This window comes from Anabaena sp. CCY 9402-a (assembly GCF_963920945.1).
Taxonomy (GTDB): Bacteria; Cyanobacteriota; Cyanobacteriia; order Cyanobacteriales; family Nostocaceae; genus Trichormus; species Trichormus minutissimus.
Map to the genome: position 1 here is coordinate 1 of NZ_CAWUDL010000013.1, position 18,882 is coordinate 18,882.

At 41.4% G+C, this 18,882-nt stretch carries 16 protein-coding genes and 1 pseudogene; 8 read left to right on the forward strand and 9 right to left on the reverse strand.

What is annotated here, in order from left to right; all coding sequences use genetic code 11:
• Positions 1-44: 44 nt before the first annotated feature.
• Positions 45-416, reverse strand: coding sequence for a DUF2237 family protein (locus ACM0OR_RS06715; protein WP_414575554.1), 372 nt, complete (start codon positions 414-416; stop codon positions 45-47).
• A gap of 117 nt (positions 417-533) precedes the next feature.
• Here ACM0OR_RS06715 and ACM0OR_RS06720 point away from each other — a divergent pair, with 117 nt between their 5' ends.
• The gene (locus ACM0OR_RS06720; protein ID WP_414575555.1) at positions 534-773 is read left to right on the forward strand and encodes a hypothetical protein; all 240 of its coding nucleotides are present in this window, start codon (positions 534-536) and stop codon (positions 771-773) included.
• Positions 774-926: 153 nt separating this feature from the next.
• On the forward strand, positions 927-2,123 hold the full coding sequence (locus tag ACM0OR_RS06725) for a DUF4336 domain-containing protein (RefSeq protein WP_414575556.1): 1,197 nt from the start codon (positions 927-929) through the stop codon (positions 2,121-2,123).
• 163 nt (positions 2,124-2,286) lie between these two features.
• On the opposite strand, the gene coaE is transcribed toward ACM0OR_RS06725, so the two are convergent.
• Both coaE and typA read right to left on the reverse strand, forming a co-directional pair.
• Positions 2,287-2,895: a dephospho-CoA kinase gene (gene coaE, locus ACM0OR_RS06730; protein ID WP_414575557.1), complete on the reverse strand. Its 609-nt coding sequence runs from the start codon at positions 2,893-2,895 to the stop codon at positions 2,287-2,289.
• 87 nt (positions 2,896-2,982) lie between these two features.
• Positions 2,983-4,773, reverse strand: coding sequence for a translational GTPase TypA (gene typA, locus ACM0OR_RS06735; RefSeq protein WP_414575558.1), 1,791 nt, complete (start codon positions 4,771-4,773; stop codon positions 2,983-2,985).
• Positions 4,774-5,066: 293 nt separating this feature from the next.
• Between typA and ACM0OR_RS06740 the strand changes: the two genes are divergently transcribed.
• On the forward strand, positions 5,067-6,362 hold the full coding sequence (locus ACM0OR_RS06740) for a serine/threonine protein kinase (protein WP_414575559.1): 1,296 nt from the start codon (positions 5,067-5,069) through the stop codon (positions 6,360-6,362).
• A gap of 131 nt (positions 6,363-6,493) precedes the next feature.
• The gene (locus tag ACM0OR_RS06745) at positions 6,494-7,024 is read left to right on the forward strand and encodes an IS5 family transposase (RefSeq protein WP_414575560.1); all 531 of its coding nucleotides are present in this window, start codon (positions 6,494-6,496) and stop codon (positions 7,022-7,024) included.
• Here the strand turns inward: ACM0OR_RS06745 and ACM0OR_RS06750 are convergent.
• Positions 7,019-9,130, reverse strand: coding sequence for a GAF domain-containing protein (locus ACM0OR_RS06750; protein WP_323267033.1), 2,112 nt, complete (start codon positions 9,128-9,130; stop codon positions 7,019-7,021). The genes ACM0OR_RS06745 and ACM0OR_RS06750 overlap by 6 nt on opposite strands.
• A 734-nt stretch (positions 9,131-9,864) precedes the next feature.
• On the opposite strand from ACM0OR_RS06750, the pseudogene ACM0OR_RS06755 reads away from it, so the two are divergent.
• Positions 9,865-10,938, forward strand: a pseudogene (locus ACM0OR_RS06755) (transposase); the annotation flags it as partial.
• Positions 10,939-11,169: 231 nt separating this feature from the next.
• Positions 11,170-11,337 (forward strand): hypothetical protein, encoded by a 168-nt coding sequence (locus ACM0OR_RS06760; RefSeq protein WP_414575561.1) that lies wholly within the window; start codon positions 11,170-11,172, stop codon positions 11,335-11,337.
• Between the two features lie 9 nt (positions 11,338-11,346).
• On the opposite strand, the gene ACM0OR_RS06765 is transcribed toward ACM0OR_RS06760, so the two are convergent.
• From ACM0OR_RS06765 to ACM0OR_RS06785, 5 genes are all read right to left on the reverse strand, one after another.
• Positions 11,347-11,916 carry a Uma2 family endonuclease gene (locus ACM0OR_RS06765; RefSeq protein ID WP_414575562.1) on the reverse strand — a complete coding sequence of 190 codons (570 nt, stop codon included), beginning with the start codon at positions 11,914-11,916 and terminating at the stop codon, positions 11,347-11,349.
• A 14-nt stretch (positions 11,917-11,930) separates the two neighbouring features.
• Positions 11,931-12,491, reverse strand: a complete 561-nt coding sequence (locus ACM0OR_RS06770; RefSeq protein ID WP_414575563.1) for a Uma2 family endonuclease — start codon at positions 12,489-12,491, stop codon at positions 11,931-11,933.
• A 55-nt stretch (positions 12,492-12,546) separates the two neighbouring features.
• The gene (locus tag ACM0OR_RS06775) at positions 12,547-13,812 is read right to left on the reverse strand and encodes a DUF4255 domain-containing protein (RefSeq protein WP_414575564.1); all 1,266 of its coding nucleotides are present in this window, start codon (positions 13,810-13,812) and stop codon (positions 12,547-12,549) included.
• A 239-nt stretch (positions 13,813-14,051) separates the two neighbouring features.
• The gene (locus ACM0OR_RS06780; RefSeq protein WP_414575565.1) at positions 14,052-14,732 is read right to left on the reverse strand and encodes a response regulator; all 681 of its coding nucleotides are present in this window, start codon (positions 14,730-14,732) and stop codon (positions 14,052-14,054) included.
• A 159-nt stretch (positions 14,733-14,891) separates the two neighbouring features.
• Positions 14,892-16,034 carry a sensor histidine kinase gene (locus ACM0OR_RS06785; protein ID WP_414575566.1) on the reverse strand — a complete coding sequence of 381 codons (1,143 nt, stop codon included), beginning with the start codon at positions 16,032-16,034 and terminating at the stop codon, positions 14,892-14,894.
• Positions 16,035-16,352: 318 nt separating this feature from the next.
• On the opposite strand from ACM0OR_RS06785, the gene ACM0OR_RS06790 reads away from it, so the two are divergent.
• Complete coding sequence (locus tag ACM0OR_RS06790; RefSeq protein WP_414575567.1) at positions 16,353-17,003, forward strand: Pvc16 family protein; 651 nt, start codon at positions 16,353-16,355, stop codon at positions 17,001-17,003.
• 59 nt (positions 17,004-17,062) lie between these two features.
• Positions 17,063-18,733: a phage tail sheath C-terminal domain-containing protein gene (locus tag ACM0OR_RS06795; protein ID WP_190699499.1), complete on the forward strand. Its 1,671-nt coding sequence runs from the start codon at positions 17,063-17,065 to the stop codon at positions 18,731-18,733.
• Positions 18,734-18,882: the final 149 nt, after the last annotated feature.

Consider the following 18,882-nt stretch of genomic DNA (forward strand, 5'->3'; position numbering starts at 1 on the left):
CACGCGCTTTCTATTATTGCAGGCACGCCACCAATAATATTTTACTAGAGTGAAGTTAAGCCGTGTTTCTTTAAATCCTCAAAATTACACACTTCCAAAGCCCTAGCATGGGTGGCTACAAGTACCACAGGAGGAGCAACACCAGCTTCTAACGCTTCTTGCCAACGTGATGCACATAAACACCAGCGATCGCCAGGCTTTAAGCCGGGAAAATTATACTCAGGAACAGGTGTGCTGAGATCGTTACCTCGTAATTTGGTAAACTCTAAAAACGCTGGTGTGACTTGAGCGCAAACAACGTGCATCCCTGTATCATAAGCACCTGTAGAACAAAATCCATCACGGTAAAACCCAGTCATGGGAGAGGTACAGCAAACCTCTAAGTCTGTATTAAGTACATTTTTAGCTTCTGCCATTTGTAATTACCTAACCTGAGTTCGGGATAAGGAAAAGGACAGGTAGTAAGCTGAAAATAGCGTTAAATCCAGCAACCTGTCCTATGTTTAGTTTAGATGTTTTGTTTTGCCACGTAGATGATTTCTGTCAAGCATTTGAAGCACAATGGTACAAACGATGATGCCCTGTTCCCAGCGTCACCCCCCAGAAACCGAGTCATAACTGAGTATATTGGGCAGAGTTTTCACCTGCATCAGATCGAGAGTTCAACCAACTTTATTGCTAGCGTTGGTTGGTGTGATTATTTACGGATTGGCTACCGTGATTCGTCACACAACGAATCGCACGTTTCCTTACTCTCGGCAGAAGAAACATAGAAATCAAAGTTAGTCAGGAGTATAAAAATTCCCACGACATCAAATATTTGCTACACTCAAATATTCGGAGTTCCAATAAAAATAGTTGGAGTTTTGGGAATGGGGGGGAGTTGCTGAGTGGGTGATGATGAACTTGCAAATATCGTAGAACAAATGAATCCGAAAGACTTTACCTGGCCTTTTTGGTTTACTTTGCCACTCTATCCATACAGTACGCGGCGAACACTCCGGCAAGAAATTATTAAAGACACAATCTGGACTTTTGACCAGATACAGGGGATTTTCTACGTTATTGTTCCCATTCGGATGACTGTTGTCAAGCTAGATGAAGGGGGACTTTTGGTATATGCACCCGTCGCCCCAACTCCCGAATGTATTCGGCTGGTAAGTGAACTAGTGGCAGAACACGGAGATGTAAAATATATCATTCTGCCGACTATTTCCGGTTTAGAACATAAAGTTTTCGTTGGCCCTTTTGCCAGATGCTTTCCTACTGCACAGGTATTTGTTGCTCCGAATCAGTGGAGTTTTCCCCTTAATTTGCCCCTCAGTTGGCTGGGTTTACCTCATAAACGCACTCATATATTACCAACAGACAGTAGCCAAGCTCCATTTACTGACCAGTTCGACTATGCGATATTAGATACAATTGATCTTGGCCCTGGTAAATTTGCAGAAGTAGCATTTTTACATAAGCGATCGCATACTTTACTAGTCACAGATTCAGTCATTTCTGTACCCGCAAATCCCCCAGCGATTATCCAGTTAGATCCATACGCCTTACTATTTCACGCCAAAGATCAATCTACAGATGTCGTTGCCGATAATCAAGCCAATCGCCGCAAGGGATGGCAGCGTATCACTCTATTTGCCTTATATTTCCGACCTAGTGCGTTAGAAGTACCCCCTTGGATGGGGGTATTAAAAGATGCCTTTAAATCCCCAGAAAAGTCATATAAAGCTTATTTTGGATTATTTCCCTTTACATGGCGGTATGATTGGCAGCGTTCTTTTGATGCTCTCCAAGGAAATGGACGTTTATTTGTCGCACCCATATTACAGACATTGATTCTTAACCGCGCACCCAGAGAGACTATTAACTGGGCTGATAAAGTCGCCAGTTGGGACTTTCAGTGGATTATTCCCTGTCATTTTGATGCCCCAATCAAAGCCGAACCGCAGCAGTTTCGCCAAGCCTTTTCATTTTTGGAAAAACAGCCTGCTGTAAGTGCAGGATTATTTAGTAGTAGCAATTATCCTTTACCAGAGGAAGACTTTAAACTGCTGAATCAAATTGATGCAGGTTTATCTAAAAGTGGCATTGTTCCTCAACCACAAGAGAAAGTGTAGAGAGTGCTGAGTAGTGAGTGCTGAGTGCTGAGTGCTGAGTTCTGAGTTCTGAGTTCTGAGTTCTGAGTGCTGTTAGCGGTAGCGCGGCGTTTAGCCGGTGCTGAGTTCTGAGTAAATCCAAAATTTCTCTACGAATTACGTAAAGCCTGCGGCATAGCTGCGCTTAGAGCGTAGCGGGGCGCAGCCCATTACGAATCACCGCCGTATCTACTTGTTTGAGTAACTTTGCTAAGGTGCTGGAATTATCTAATACAACATCAGCACGGGCAGCTTTTTCAGCTAGAGATAATTGACTATTGATGCGGGCTTTTGCCTGTTCTGGAGTTAATTGATTGCGTTCAATTAATCTTTGTAATTGCTGTGATTCTGAACAAATTACCACCCAGATTTCTGTCACCAAATTAGTCATCTGAGCTTCAAATAATAAAGGGATGACTAATACTATTGTTGATGTAGAAGATTCAGCAACTGCTTTGAGGAAGCGATCGCGCACATAAGGGTGAATGATACTATCTAGCCACTGGCGTTCTGCGGGATGAGAAAAAATAATTTCCCCTAACTGGGAACGGTTGAGGCTACCATCGGGGAGTAAAATTTTTTTACCATAACGCTGTGCGATCGCATCTAAAATAGGTGAACCTAGAGATACTGCATCCCTAGCATAAATATCTGCATCCAAAATCGGTAAACTATATACATTCGCCAAATAATTAGCGACAGTAGTTTTGCCTGTAGCAATACCCCCAGTTAAGCCAATAAGTCGGTTAGTCATTAGTTATTGGATATTGAACCCTCACTGAGTCAGGTAAAAAACAAAAAGCCCACAAATGTGGGCTTTTAAATTAATTAATTACTTTACTTACCGTTTCGCCAACTTCTTCGACATCTTCCTTAGACGAATCGATTGGGGTGTAACTTCTACCAACTCATCGGGGCCGATGTACTCCAATGCACGCTCTAGACTCATGTCTATTGGTGCTTGCAACTGCACTAATTCATCACCACCAGCAGCGCGGTGATTGGTTAACTGCTTGGTTTTGCAGATATTTAGTTCTAAGTCTTGAGGACGATTGTGTTCACCAACAATCATGCCTCTGTAAACTTTAGTACCGGGAGTAATAAAGAATGCTCCTCTATCTTCGGCGTTTTTCATGGCGTAGAAGGTAGAAACGCCTTCTTCAAAGGAGATTAACACACCTTTGTTACGAGCTTCAATATCACCACTAAGTTGACGGTAATCTAAGAAACTGTGGTTCATGATACCTTCACCGCGAGTCATCCGCATGAATTCACCACGGAAACCAATCAAACCACGGGCGGGAATGACAAACTCTAGCTGAGTGCGATCGCCACTTCCTGGTTGCATATCTTGCATTTCGCCTTTGCGTTGTCCTAGGCGTTCGATACAGCTACCAACAGCATCAGCAGGAATGTCTAATACCAAGAGTTCATAAGGTTCGCAAGGTTGACCGTTGATTTCTCGGTAAATTACTTGTGGTTGAGATACTTGAAACTCGAAACCTTCCCGGCGCATGGTTTCGATTAAGATACCCAGGTGCAGTTCTCCACGACCGGAAACTAGGAATTTATCAGGAGAGTCGGTTTCTTCTACTCGGAGGGCGACGTTGGTTTCTAGTTCGCGGAATAGGCGATCGCGTACTTGTCTGGATGTCACCAATTTACCTTCTTGACCAGCAAAGGGTGAATCATTTACCCAGAAGGTCATTTGTAAGGTAGGCTCATCCACTTTAATTAGTGGTAAGGCTTGGGGTTCGTTGGGGTCAGTAATTGTTTCGCCAATGTAAGCATCAGCAAAACCAGCCACCGCCACAATATAACCTGCGGTAGCTTCTTCCATCTCTACCCGCTTCAGCCCTTCAAATCCCATCAACTTGGTAATTTTGCCTTTGACAATGCTGCCATCTTCTGTAACTAGAGCAGCTTGCTGTCCAGCGCGGATTGTACCGTTGTGAATTCTGCCAATGACAATTCGTCCCAGATATTCAGAATAATCTAAGGTTGTGACTTGCAATTGTAGGGGCTTGTTGATGTCGCCTACTGGGGGTGGAACGTGTTGCAGAATCGCATTAAACAGGGGTTGCATATCTACCGATTCTGCTTCTAAGCTTTCCTTGGCATAACCGCCCATACCGGAAGCGAACAGATAGGTAAAATCACACTGGTCTTCGTCTGCACCTAATTCTAAGAACAGATCCAAAACTTTATCGACAGCAACGTGGGGGTCAGCTTGGCCACGGTCAATTTTGTTAACAACAACGATGGGACGCAGCCCTTTTTCCAAGGCTTTTTTCAACACAAACCGTGTTTGGGGCATGGGGCCTTCATTGGCATCAACAATTAGAAGACAGCCATCAACCATGCCGAGTACACGCTCAACTTCACCACCGAAGTCAGCGTGTCCTGGAGTATCAACAATATTGATTAGTGTTTCTTTGTAGCGAACAGCTGTATTTTTAGACAGAATAGTAATACCCCGCTCTCGCTCTAAAGCGTTGGAGTCCATAACGCAATCCGGAACGTCTTCGCCTTCGCGGAAAATGCCGGATTGTTTGAGGAGTGCATCAACCAGGGTGGTTTTGCCGTGATCTACGTGGGCGATAATGGCGACGTTGCGAATTGGGAGCGTCATAGAAACTTTTATTTAGTGAAGTCTAGAGGAAATTTTGAGATTTACATTTTGGTCTAGGCTGTTTTAACAGAATTGGGGATGATCAGCAAATTCTGTAAAGAAGCTTTAATAATTCTAGCGTAATTGTCACAATTCTACAGGTCTTTGTAAATGTGGCTGAGGTTGATAAAATCAGGCAGCCTGTGGAATTCAGTAGGTTTCTACTTTACATAAACATAGATGATCAACTTGTCTCAGGAAATTTATTTAACAAATGTGCAAAAATTAACACCAAGTTTATTAGCTGGTGAACAATGGCTTGGGCTTCAGGGCAGCATTTGCAAGGTGGTAAGTATACTATTGAACACGAATTAGGCAAAGGTGGCTTTGGTATAACTTATCGAGCCAAAGATAATTATGGACGTTTGGTTGTGATCAAAACTTTGAATGATCAAGTGCAACGCCGTCCCGACTTTGCCAAGTTTCAGCAAGATTTTTTAAATGAGGCAATCAAACTAGCGAAATGTAACCATCCCCACATTGTCGGAATTGATGAGGTAATTCAAGAGGGTGACTTGTGGTGCATGGTGATGGAATACATCGATGGAGAAAATTTAGCGAGTCGGGTAGAAAATCAAGGCGTTTTGTCAGAAGCGGAAGCATTGCGTTACATTCAGCAGATTGGTGAAGCGTTGATAGTGGTTCATAATAATGGACTACTGCATCGGGATATCAAGCCACAAAATATAATGCTGCGTTCTGGTAAAACAGAAGCTGTGTTAATTGATTTTGGTATTGCCCGTGAGTTTAGCCCGAATTTGACGCAGACTCACACACAAATGTTATCTGATGGTTTTGCGCCAATTGAGCAATATGACAAAAGAACAAAACGGGGTGCTTACACAGATGTTTATGCCTTGGCAGCAACATTATATTCTTTATTAACTGGTGAAATCCCCACAATAGCACCGCTCAGAGCTATTGGTAATGTGTTAACTCAACCGAAAAATATTAATCCAAGTATTAGCGATAAAGTGAATCAAGCAATTATAAAGGGCATGGAGATAAAACCAGAGAGTCGCCCTCAGTCAACCAAAGAATGGTTATCACTTCTGAATATTCAATACACCAATTTAAGCTCTATTGCCAATACTATAGTCGTTTCTCCCAAAATAGATAACATTATCAGTCAATTTAATGTTCATGTTGACTATGACAGTGCTAATGCAGGATTGCTTATTTATCATCGAGAAAGCGGCACAGATTTTTTACTGCATTACCACATAACTATTTCTGATACCTATGCTTTTAATTTTGGTGGTAATGGTTTTGCTGTTTTTCTTATTCCTAAAGATGCTCAGAAAGCCAAACATATAAAATTATTAGATAGAGAGGAAATTTTAGCTAGATGCTTAATTGCTTACGAACTTTTTAAAGAATGGCATTATGGTATTTTAGGATGGAATTGTGAACACTTTGCTAGGCTAGTGACAACAGGTGAGGCTATTAGTTATCAGGTAAGAGAGTCGCTTTTAGGATTTTTAAATAACAATGGTTATCATCCACTGGCAAAAGAAATGATGGATAACGCTTGTCAACGTAAAGTATGAGCTTGTAAAAAACAGTACGATCGCCGCAGCTTTAAAATTAAATTATGGAAGCACAACCGCGAGAAGTTCAGGTATATAGAACCCATTTGGGATCTAGTATACTGTTCAAATAACAGTATTTTTTATTACTCATGTATTTAAGCAGTTTAACAGATGAAGAGTGGTTAATTATTGAACCATTATTACCTAAAAAGAAGCTGACTCGTCCACCTACATGGAGTAAAAGACAAATTTTAGACGGCATCTTTTACCAGCTGAAAAATGGCTGTAATTGGGCTGATTTACCGAAGGATTTACCCCCCTATTCCACAGTATTTTGGCATTACAAGCAGTGGCGAAGTGATGGATTTATCGAGGATATCATGGAGACTTTACATCAAAGTATCCGAGAAAAAGAAGGAAGAAAGCCTGTTTGGACTACCTTGATCATGATCGATTCCCAAGCAGTCAAAAATACTTGTAACGCTAGTATTGAAACCAAGGGGTTTTGTTTTTATAAGTCCACAAACGGTATAAAAAGGCATCTAGCTGTAGATATTCTCGGCTTTCCCTTTTTTACTCACTGTACCCAGGCGAATATTTCTGATGACCAAGGGCTGATTGAAATGTTGACAATTCATATTGACTATAGATCCCAAATGGGTTCTATAGTGAAATTATGAAATCTCAATCGCAGAGTTCAAAAGGCTATTAATAACACATAATAATTGGCTGATAGTGTAAGGTTTGTGCAAAAAAACATTGACATCGACCTTAGCAGATGCGGCAACCTGGCTGCTCATTGAGATGCCGCTGATAGCAACAATCTTGACTTGTGGATTCATCTGCTGCATGATACTGATGGCGGTTAACCCATCCATACCGGGCATCATTATATCCATTAATACCATGCTGATTTGATTCTTGTGTTCGGCATATAATGAGATCGCCTCAATGCCATTACTAGCAGTCAAAATTCTATAGTTGGAGTCTTCTAAGGAAGTTTTAGTAATCTCCAGAATGGCAGCTTCATCATCTACAACTAAAATCAATTCTCCATTGCCGTCGGGTAAAGGAGAAGTTTCTGCTTGTTGGTTTATGCTTTCCTTGAAAGCGGGCAAGTACACCTGAAATTGAGTGCCTTCGCTTACAACGCTCTCCACGCTAATAAACCCACCGTATTTTTTCACAATGCCAATCACAGTAGAAAGACCTAGGCCTGTACCTTTGCCCAATTCTTTAGTTGTAAAAAAGGGTTCAAAAATGCGCTCTAAAATGTGTGGAGGAATACCAAATCCTGTATCTTTTATAGTAATGACCAGATAAAGTCCTACCCTAGCATCCAACTTCATCCTGGCAAAGTTTTCATCAGCGAAGAAGTTGTTTGCAGAAATCTCCAGCGTGCCACCTTTGGGCATGGCATCACGAGCGTTGACGCATAGGTTCATTAATACTTGATGAATTTGAGTATAATCTGCTTTGATAGTCCAGAGGTTTTGCTTGGGTAGATTCTTCCTAATTTGGATAGATTTCGGAAATGTGCTGTGGACGATTTGCTCAATTTCCAACAGTAAAGGTTCTATTTCTAAAGAAACGCCCTGTTTTTGAGAACCATGTGAAAATGTCATAATTTGCTTGACCAAATCAGCCGCACGTTTAGAGTTATCTTGTATAACTAAGAGCATTTGCTTATGCCGCGCATCGAAATGAGTCAGTTTAGGCGTTAACATTTGAGCCGAAAGCATAATTGGTGTTAAGATGTTGTTCATGTCGTGGGCAATGCCACTAGCTAGCGTGCCGAGACTTTCTAAACGCTGGGTACGGAGAAATTGGGCTTGAAGTTGTTTTTTCTCAGTAATGTCAGTGTCAACACTAAGGATAGATTTTGGTTGGGACGCTTCATCATACATTAGTGTCCAGCGGCTTTCGACAATAATGGACTGACCAAATTTTGTTACTTTATCTAACTCACCTTGCCATGAGCCACAGTTAAGGGCATCTTGACGAGCCGCTTCTAGTTGCGGTGAAGTTTCTTTGTACAAAAGCTCTTCGGCGTTGTGTCCCAAAATCTCATCAGCTTGCCAACCGTAGAGACGCTCGGCACCTTGATTCCAGAATAAAATTTTGCTTTTTAAATCTCGGACTAAAATTGCGTCAGTAGTGATATCAAGTAGAGCAGCTTGTTCTTTAATTTTTTGTTCCGCTTGCTTGCGTTCAGCAAGTTCGGATTGTACCTGCTCATGCAGTTGAGATTGTTGGATGGCAATGCCTACTTGTGTTGCCAATTGCTCAAGCAATTCAATTTCCCACCTCTGCCACTGTCGAGGTGCCGTACACTGGTTGGCAACTAATAATCCCCACAAATTTTCTCCTTGCAAGATAGGGACTGCCAAGTTTGCCCTGACCTGAAATTGAGCAAGCAAATTGCAGTGGCATTCAGTAAGACCTGCTATATAAATATCTTCTACAGCTTGAATGCGTCCTTGTCTGTACTCCTCACCTTTGGTTTCCATAAAGTAAGTGTCTTGGACTTTAGCATTCAGAACGGATTTCCAATTTTCATCAACAGATTCCACCACCACAACGCCACTGTAGTCTGGGCCAAAGCGATACATAAATACTCGGTCTGCTCGGAGAAACTGCCGTACTTCAGTTACAGTAATGTTCAAAACCTCATCCAGACTCAAACTCTGGCGGATGCGTGTTGCTATTGCCATCAACAGTCGTAGCCACTCAACCTTCTGTTGCAGTGCTGACTCTGCCTGCTGACAACCGCTGCTAAGGCACATTTCATTAGACTTATCACTGTTCATTTCTAATATGCCTGACTATTATAATTAGGCTGTTAATATCTAGCGTTTGCTGGTTATTGCTAAAGATTATTGCCCTGAGCTATTAAAAACATATACACTTCAAAGCTCTCTGTTAAGAGATTGTTTCCCTAAAACCAGAATTTTTCTAAAAAGGTTTTGAACTAAATCACAACCAAAACAATTGCAACATAAATGTTAATTAGTTACAAATCCAGAAAACTACATATATGCCAAAGACGAAGTGGAACAAGGAGATATATCTACATAAGGTACAGTTATTTACTTTATTTCGACCATTAGGGGGTTCAGCCGGGATCTATGTATTAGTCGCATTTTTCTTAACATATATTAGCCCTCCGGTGGGGATTATTTGTGCAGTATATCCTCCCTAAAGACATACTGGATTAACGTGAGTCTCCAAGGAAGGCGCACCTGCGGGAAGGGTGAAAGAAACAAAGGTAACTCATTTCTTGCACCAACCGTAGTCACACGCACAAGCCAGAGAAACCATTGTTTAAGTGTAACAGCAGGTGAATATACTCGAATAAGTAGGTTTTGTTTCAAAAAGAACTTAACCGATGTAATTAATACAGAGGATGCGAGATAGCTGAATGCAGAGGCTGTTTGACCTGAGCATAGAGATGATTGCATATTTGTCTCAAAACATGAGAGAAAGGGCGTGAAATGTATTTTGATAAAAAGCAAGAAAAATGCTTGCCCACGCCCAAAATTTAGTTTACACCCTCAAAGAATTGATGCCGACGCAGTATCAGAAAGATAATTTAGAAGCGATGCTGACTTTATTTTTAGAGGCACAAGGACACCCATTACCCGAACACAGCCAGACAAAATCTCCAAGCGCAATCAGCCGATTTTTAAACATAAACCCTTGGTCAACAAAGAAAATGATTAGGGTAATTCGTCACCACGCATTAGAAGCAGTTTTAAAGATATTATCGTCATCAACTCCAGGGCGAAAACCTTTTTTACAAGTCATTATTGACTTAACAACTTTAGAAAAGCGCGGTAAATTTTCAGCATTTGGTGACTTAATTAGAGTTTATAATGGCAAGCGTGGTCTACATATAGTTGTTGTTTATTTAGTTGTAGGTAGATGGCGTATCCCTTCTCCTTACGGAGACGCTACGCGAAGGAATTTTCGAGTTTGGAGAGGTAAGGGGACACCTTCACCGGCACAACTTGGGCTGAAATTAGTTAAACGTTTACCTCAATCTTTAACTCAACACTTCCAGACAATTATTTTAGCTGATACAGCCTTTGGGAGTATAGAATTTCTTGAAGGTGTGCGTCGTCTAAAATATCATGTTGTTACAGGTGTATCTATTAGTCGTAAATTAGCCGATGGCAGACTTCTAAGACGTTTACATCAACAGGGGCAACAAATTTATTTGTTTGGTTTAAAGTTTCCTGTTACTGTTTCTTGGTATTACTTAAAGCGCGATAACGGCAAATTAGAAAAACGTTTTGTTTTGTCTATCCGTCCAATTAAAGCTTCTACTCTCAAATGGTGGGGTAAGCGTCGATGGCAAATTGAGGGTTGGTTTAAAACCGCAAAGCATCGTTTTGGTTTGCATCGCTTTGGGCAAGGAACTTTACTGGGTATGTATCGCTGGCTGATTCTTTCTCTGTCCGCTTATCTCATCGCTCATTGGACTTATCTACATACTCACTCAACATCACCACCTGATTGGGGTCAGGCTGCACAAACTGCCCTTGAGTCTATTTTTCCTCATATAGTTGTGTATCTACTTTTACTTGACATTTAACGGCTAACTCCCCTTGCACTTAGTCATGGTTTTGACATCCAGTTTTCCAGGTGCAAGAAGTGAGGCCGGTTAAAGCCAGATGGGTCATTGAAAGAAGTAATGCTTGGATGGAACGCTGTAAAAGCTTGGTCAAAAATTTTGAAAGAACTTTGGCGAATGCGACGACTAAAATTCATCTCTGTTTTGTCAGACTTATGCTCAAACGGTTAGCTACTTCATAGATCCCAAATGGGTTCTATAAAGCCTGATAGCAAGATTCCTTTTGATGAATGCTTTGATTCACTGCGGATCGCAAAGCAAAATATAGACTTGAGATTAAAATTAACCGTTACTGTTGTTGATAAGACAGATAGTAGCGTTACTGATACTGCTAATAACTCTGAATTAACCGTATAGTCAGTTTAATTATTTCACTTTCAACCAACTAAAAATATCTGCTGCTTTTATTTGCCATTCTCCTAATATATCAAGAACAGTTAAAATATCAGTATCATATTTCACTACTGGCAACTGATTTGGTTGAAATACCAACACCGATTTATCATTTGGGTCAATAAACCAACCTAATTTTGTACCATGATTAATACAGAAAATAATTTTATTAATTACCCGATTAGGAGCTTGGTCTGGTGATAAAATTTCAATAGTCCAATCTGGGTAACTTTCAAACCTATTGGCAATCTCTCCATCTTCATCAGTTGGAAGGCGTGACCACTCAAATACGGCAATGTCTGGAACTAAGGAACGTCCAGCAAATGTACAGCGTAACTCGGTTAATGCTAAAGCTATCTTTTGAGATGTACCAAGTTGATTAATTTTAGATGATAACTCAGTTTGAATCCTGCTATGTTTTCCTTGAGGCATTGGTTTTTGATAAATGCGTCCATTGATATATTCACTAGCTGGTTTAGTTTCTGGTAATTTGAGAAACTCATCCAAGGAAAGGTGAGAGGATATTTGAGTTGATAGTGTCATCAGCAATAATTCCTTTACAATAGTTTTGCTAAAGGCAATGTAAATCCAGGTACAATATCTTCACCGCTTAAAATTGCTGTAGCTGGATACTGGGTAATCGAACCATCACGACGATAAACTAAAGCTTGCTGATTTTGACGGTCAATTAACCATCCCAATTGCACACCATTGGTGATGTATTCTGCCATTTTGGTTTTGAGTTTTGTCAAGCTGTCATTTTTTGAACGAATTTCAATTACAAAGTCGGGTGCTAGATTGATAAATCCGTCTTCTTGCTGATCCCATCTTTCTGGTAAGCGTCCTTTAGCTACGAAAGCAGCATCAGGCGATCGCACCGCAGTATTTGCTAATCTAAAACCTGTACTCGGCCCAAAAACTTCGCCTAAATCCTGACTTTCTACCCAAACCAGTAAATACGTTACTGCTTTAGCTTCTCGATTGCCAGAAATTCCGCCAGTTGGTGGCATAGTTTCTATAGTTCCATCAGCATTACGTTCAAAACTGAGTTCTGGATTTTGCGAACTCATCAGCATTAGTTCTTCATCGGTGACAGTGTACAAAGATTGGCTGTTCATGATGCTATGGCTGAGTGAACACTTTTATTTTAGGCTGAGTAGAGATATTGAATGCTCAGGAAATGACTACAACAGGGGCGATATACTGCTCAAAAGAGGGACTATTAGAATCTGTATCGACTGTTAAGAGACTTTCTGCACCATCTACTACTAAACGCGCTAGATAAGTTCCTGGCGCACAGTCGTTGACTGCAAAGGTGAGTGTGTGGGAACTATTACGCCGATTTTTGGTTTGCTCGTAGGAGTATCCTGTAAATTGTGTGAGTGAGAGTTCCGTGAGGATTAAAGTTACTTGCTGGGCTTTACCAATTGTGAAATTAACTTGTACAGTGATATCAGCCGATCGCAAATCACTTCCCCTACCTTCTAAATTAGATACTGTGATTTCTTCGATGGTTGGACGCAACAATATTGGGACTAAATTTGAGCTAACTCGTTGCTGGGGATGAATAACTTGTACACTCTGCATCCCGGCGCGTAAGGATTCTATGGGTATGGAGGAGAGATTTAGAGTAATTTGTTTGTCTGTAACTGTTTGAGGTGTTACCGTCACATCACCGATGCGGACTTGAGTAATATCTGCGCTTAATTTATTGCCTTTTATGATTAAGGTGCTGGTAGCCAGAATCAAGGGGGTTGCAGCTAGCTGTGTTTGCCAGACTTGAGATAGTTCCTCTTGGACTTTGATTTGAGCGATCGCTGGTTGGTATGGTGTAACATGACGCTGGAGATTGCGTACTGGTAGGGGTTTTTTGGGTATCTCACCCGCATCAATTAAGACAACACTTGTTTTATACGCAATTGATAAACAATATGGTGTCTGGAAAAATACCGACCAAATTTTTGATATTTCTTCAACATTCAAATCAACGGGAGTGATAGAGATTGTCTCTACTTGTTCAGCTAAATCAGAATCTGCCAAAAATGTCAAGGTTGAATCTGCTACCGTCTCCCGAATTACCTCTTGGGTAATATTAGATTTGCTATTAAAGGTGCGAATAATGCTACCCATCAGGCGTTGCGGTTCTAACTCGACATCGTTACCGTAGCAAGTTAGTAAGTAGTAGAGATCCAAACCAGTTTGCGATCGCTTGGTATACTTTTCTTCTGAATGACGTTGTCTTAAATCTGCACTCCGCCAAGCCGGATTAAGCAAAATATCATACAGGTAAATATTTACACCAGCTTCCGGCGAACCACTATTCAGGCGATCGGGTCTAACAGTTGTCACCCTAGCACCATCTACATCTATTTGTATACTGGCTTGCAAGCTTCTTTGCAGAGTTGCCGTCACAGTCGCAATGGCTAAATAATTACTCATTGGTGATTAGTTATTAGTCATTAGTCATTAGTCCATAGTCATGAGTCATTAGTCTATAGTCCATAGTCTATAGTTTTGAATTTCTCCTCATCTAATCACCTAAAAGCCTCAGAACCAATTACGTAGCTAGCTTATAGCCGAAGGCGAGTATTACGTAACCGATCACTGCATAGAGGTGTTACGAACTACGAACTACGAATTACGAATTACGAATTACGAATTACGAATTACGAATTATTTTAGGGGCAAACCAAACCCAACTTTAAAGCTTTAACAATTGCTTGAGTACGACTAGTAACACTTAATTTGTCAAATATGGCAGTTAAGTGAGCTTTGACAGTGGCAACTGTAATATAAAGATGAGAAGCAATTTGTTCGTTAGATGCTCCTTGAACTAACCAATTGAGTACCTCCCGTTCTCTTTCAGTTAGATGAACGCCAGCACTGGCAACCAAAGATTGTCCAGTATAGTAATGAAACAAGCGAAAAAAGGCGGTTGCTACTTCTGGGGGTAAATATACTTTGTTCTCAACAACCGTATTAATGGCTTCGCATAATTGGGTGGCTAATTTGTCTTTAAAAACATAACCCCAAGCACCGGCTTGCATGGCTTTAAACACCCATTCATCTTGTTGGTGTGCTGATAATATGAGAACTTTGCCGTTATAAGATATTTCTGCTAACCGGATTAAAGCAGTAATACCATCTTCTGGAGGTAATTCTAAATCTAGTAAAATTAAAGCCGGGTGTTGTTCAGTAGTTAATTTCACGGCTTGTTCTACAGAAGCCGCTTCACCTACTACATTAAAGCCTAAATAACTGCTGTTGTTATAAAAGTTTAATAAGGTACGTATTCCTTGCCGAAAATGTGGTTCATCATCGACAAGCAGAATGGAAATAGGTTCTTTTTTGGCGTTCATGGTAGCTGACCTGGGGACAAATCAATTCAAAATTCAAACTTCAAACTTCAAACTTCAAACTTCAAACTTCAAACTTCAAACTTCAAAATTCAAAATTCAAAATTAAAGAAATTTTGGGGACTAGAAAAAAGCTTGGCTGACTTTTTCTTGCCCAATGCCTTATCTCGGTAAAGTAAAGGAGAATTGTGCGCCGCCTTCGGGGAGATTTTCTGCCCATAAGTTGCCTTTGTGGTCGAGAATAATCTTTTGGGCGATCGCTAATCCTAATCCTGTACCGCCGACTCGCCGAGAATAATAGGGTTTAAATATTTGCTTCAAGTCTGTTTCCGAAATTCCCGAACCGCGATCGCAAATTTCGATTAATACTTCATTTCTATAAACCCGCCAATCACAGGTAACTGTTCCACCTGGGGGGCTAAAATGAATGGCATTGCCCAATAAGTTATCAAATACCTGTTTCATCTGCCAGCTATCAACTTTCACTTTGAGAGCTTTATCAGGATAGGATATTTTAATATTTTTTTCTTTTAAGCTAGGTTCTAAAGATTTGATACATTCAGCAATAATTGTTTGTAAATTGTGTAATTGAATATGTAGCTTTGCTTTCTGCCCGTAATATAGTAAGTCTGTTAATTTACCACTCAACTCATCGACTGTTTGGCGAATGACTAAGGCTTGTGCTTGTAAAGCATGATCTGGCAAGGCTAAACGGAGGTTTTCAGCATAAAGATTAATTAATGCTAAAGGATTCCGCAGTTGATGTTCGATTTTGCCGCACGCCTGAGATAAAGTATTAATTTGGTCAAGGTGATGCGATCGCTCTTTAGACATCGCTAAATATTGACTCAAAATCTGAGCGTTGCCTAGAAACCCTTGTTGCTGTTGAGTTGTGAGTAATTCATCTGTACAAATTAAGATGTACTCTGAGGCGATCGCCTTCTCCTCTCCTACACAGCAAACATAGACTTGATACTCGTTGACTAAATTTAGTTGAGTTACTTTAAGAAAAGATAAATCATTTAATAACCATTTTTCTTGTTGCAGATATGTAATAATTTGAGATTGGCTAGATGTCAAACTACTATTATTTATGGCAGCAGAATGTGCCACAAATTCCCGTTTGCCTGTATCTAAATTTTGATATAACGTCCATACAGCCCTAGTCGGCAGTAAAGTTGCTAACTGTTGCACAATCAGTTGGCAAATCTTGCTAACATCGACTACCGATAAATTATTGGGTAGATTTTGCATGGACGAAGGTAGAGGTGTCGGAGCAGTGAATTTTTGAGTTGCAACCTTCATCGTTTACTCTCCGGTTGAATCGCCAGAAACATCGCAGACTTAACCACATTGCAGATATTATCTGCCTGTAGTAGAAATAGTGCGTCTTACTGTATAACTACGGACAGATTTTAGCTTACTCCACAGGTATGGAATTTTTTAAATTTACAACAATTATTTAGAATCTCGACCAAAGTCTAATAACTTCAAACGGACTGGATCTCTAAGCTATAAACATTTAGTCCCAAAACTATAAATCAACCAACCAGCCTCATTTAAAGGTTTATTTTGTGCTGCAAGCACTGAAGTTCCCCTAGTGTAGATAGCAAAGTCACAACTTTGTGGTCTGCATCAGGGACTCTGGTAAGTACATCCCAACAACCACACATTCATTTTGGTGACATCAAATACACTCATCAAAGTGATTTGGGGCGTTTGGGGGCATTCTCCGAAACCCTGCTGTTGTGTCCTATGATTCCAGCTGCTACCCAGACTCTAGCAGAAATTTTAGGTGGTGGAATTTCTCTGCTTAGTACAGAGCAAATTGATTTTAGCCACCCTGGTATAAGCCAAAATCTCAACCCCAGACTGAATTTGTATTGTTACAACATTCAGGAAAACGTTTACATAGAGCAACATACCAGACAGGGAATAAAACCTCTACCGCCGCCTCGGTGGTTTGATGTGTCTTTTTTAGTGAGTGCTTGGGACTTTACCAGTTTAGGGGAACAACGCCTGCTGTCAGAGGCCTTAATACTACTGTTGCATCACGATTGTTTGCAAGAGGAGTTGCTAGCTCCGGCGTTACGCGGTCACGGTGAACTGTCGATGACCGTTTGTGCCATTAATCCCATTGATGCTGCGGCTTTGTGGAGTGCTTTAGGTGTGCCATTACGTCCAGCTTTGTATGTGACGTTGACAATTCCCTTGAATCTGCAAAGCGATCCTTTAACTCATAGTGATGAGGAAATTTTGCTCAAACATTACTGAGCAAATGGATAGAGAGGACTAAGAACCGTTATTCAGCAACTACAGGAAAATGACTAATTATGCCTAGATTAGATTACTTTGCTCCTGGGGTCTACGTCGAAGAAGTAGATCGAGGTAGTCGTCCCATTGAGGGCGTGAGTACAAATATTGCTGGATTTATTGGCTTTACCGAAGATATACGCGGTGATGCCGAATTATTTAAACCGATGTTGGTGACATCGTGGAATGAGTATCTAGAATACTACGCTAAACAAGGTTCTGACGGTTATACAGATTTTGATGCTTATTTGCCTTTTGCAGTTAATGGTTGGTTTTTAAACGGTGGCGGACGTTGTTGGATAGCCAGCATTGGGACGAAATTACCGGGTTCACAAGCACCATCGGCGGATGAAACAGCCCTAAAAATTCGTACCACAGGGAATCGTCCTTCTTTGCAGTTGGCGATCAAAGCCGCAGAAGGTGAGGATGCTAACGCAGAGGGGGGAAGATTAAATGTAGTCATTACCGAAAGTGAACCACTTCCGCCAGCGGACCCAGCCGCCGAAGCACCCCTGAACACCGGTGAATTTTTTAAAGTCACCATCAGCCGCAATGGGGAAGTTCTAGAAGAGTATGACAACCTCTCGATGAACCCCCAAGTGCAAGCAGAGGCCGGTGTTTATGCGGTTACAGCTCTAGAAGGGTCAGAATTTGTCAGTGCGATAGACCTAGAAACACCAGGACAGCCCTTATCTCGCCGTCCAGCTAACGGTTTCTATGAAGTCAGTCCCCCCCCTGTTGTCTCCACACCAGATCGCTTCCCCCGTGACGTACAGGGTGTAAGAGACGATCGCACCGGGATGCAAGGTATCTTTGAAATCGACGAAGTCACCATGATTGCTTGTCCTGACTTGATGCGCGTCTATCAAGATGGCATCTTGGATCTGGATCAGGTGCATGGGATTATGGAAACAATGGTCAGCTTGTGCGAAAACACAGCTCCCAACCGGATGGTAGTGTTAGACCCACCCCCCTGCAAAGGTGGTGGTGAGCCTGTACCCCCGACCCAAGTGAAGCCGCAACATATTGCTCAGTGGTTGAGCGCATTTAACAGGCGATCGCAATTTGCCGCTCTCTACTATCCTTGGATTAAAGTCCCCAACCCTCGCAACGGCGGTAGACCAATTCTCGTTCCCCCAGCTGGTCATATGTTGGGCGTTTGGTGTCGCACCGATGAAACACGTGGCGTTTATAAAGCACCAGCCAACGACACACCCAGAGGTGTTATCGGTTTAGCCTACGAGACTAACCTGCGCGAACAAGAATTACTCAACCCCTTGGGTATTAACTGTATCCGCACCTTCCCCAACCGAGGTATTCGGATTTGGGGTGCGCGTACTTTGGTAGAACCAGATAACGTGCAGTGGCGTTATATTAGCGTTCGCCGCTTGATGAGCTACATTGAAAAGTCCGTAGAATTGGGTACTCAGTGGGTAGTATTTGAACCCAACGACCAAGATTTATGGGCGCGTGTCAGCCGTACCGTTAGCAACTTCTTAGAAAGACTCTGGCGGGAAGGTGCTTTATTTGGTGCGACGGCTGCGGAAGCTTTTTACGTCAAATGTGACGCTAGCATCAACACCCACGAAACTATGATGTTGGGTCGTTTGTACATTGAAGTTGGTGTATGTCCTGTACGTCCGGCGGAGTTTGTTATCTTCCGCTTTAGTCAGTGGTCTCCTAATCAGTAATATCAATTCAAAATTCAAAATTGAAGAAATCTAGATTTTAAAAGGTTTCTAAGTTTGAATATGTTACTGAATTTTGAATAATTGATCAGTTGTAGGGTGTGTTATGCCCCAGGCTAATGCACCCCACCGACCAAATGCTAGTAAAAACC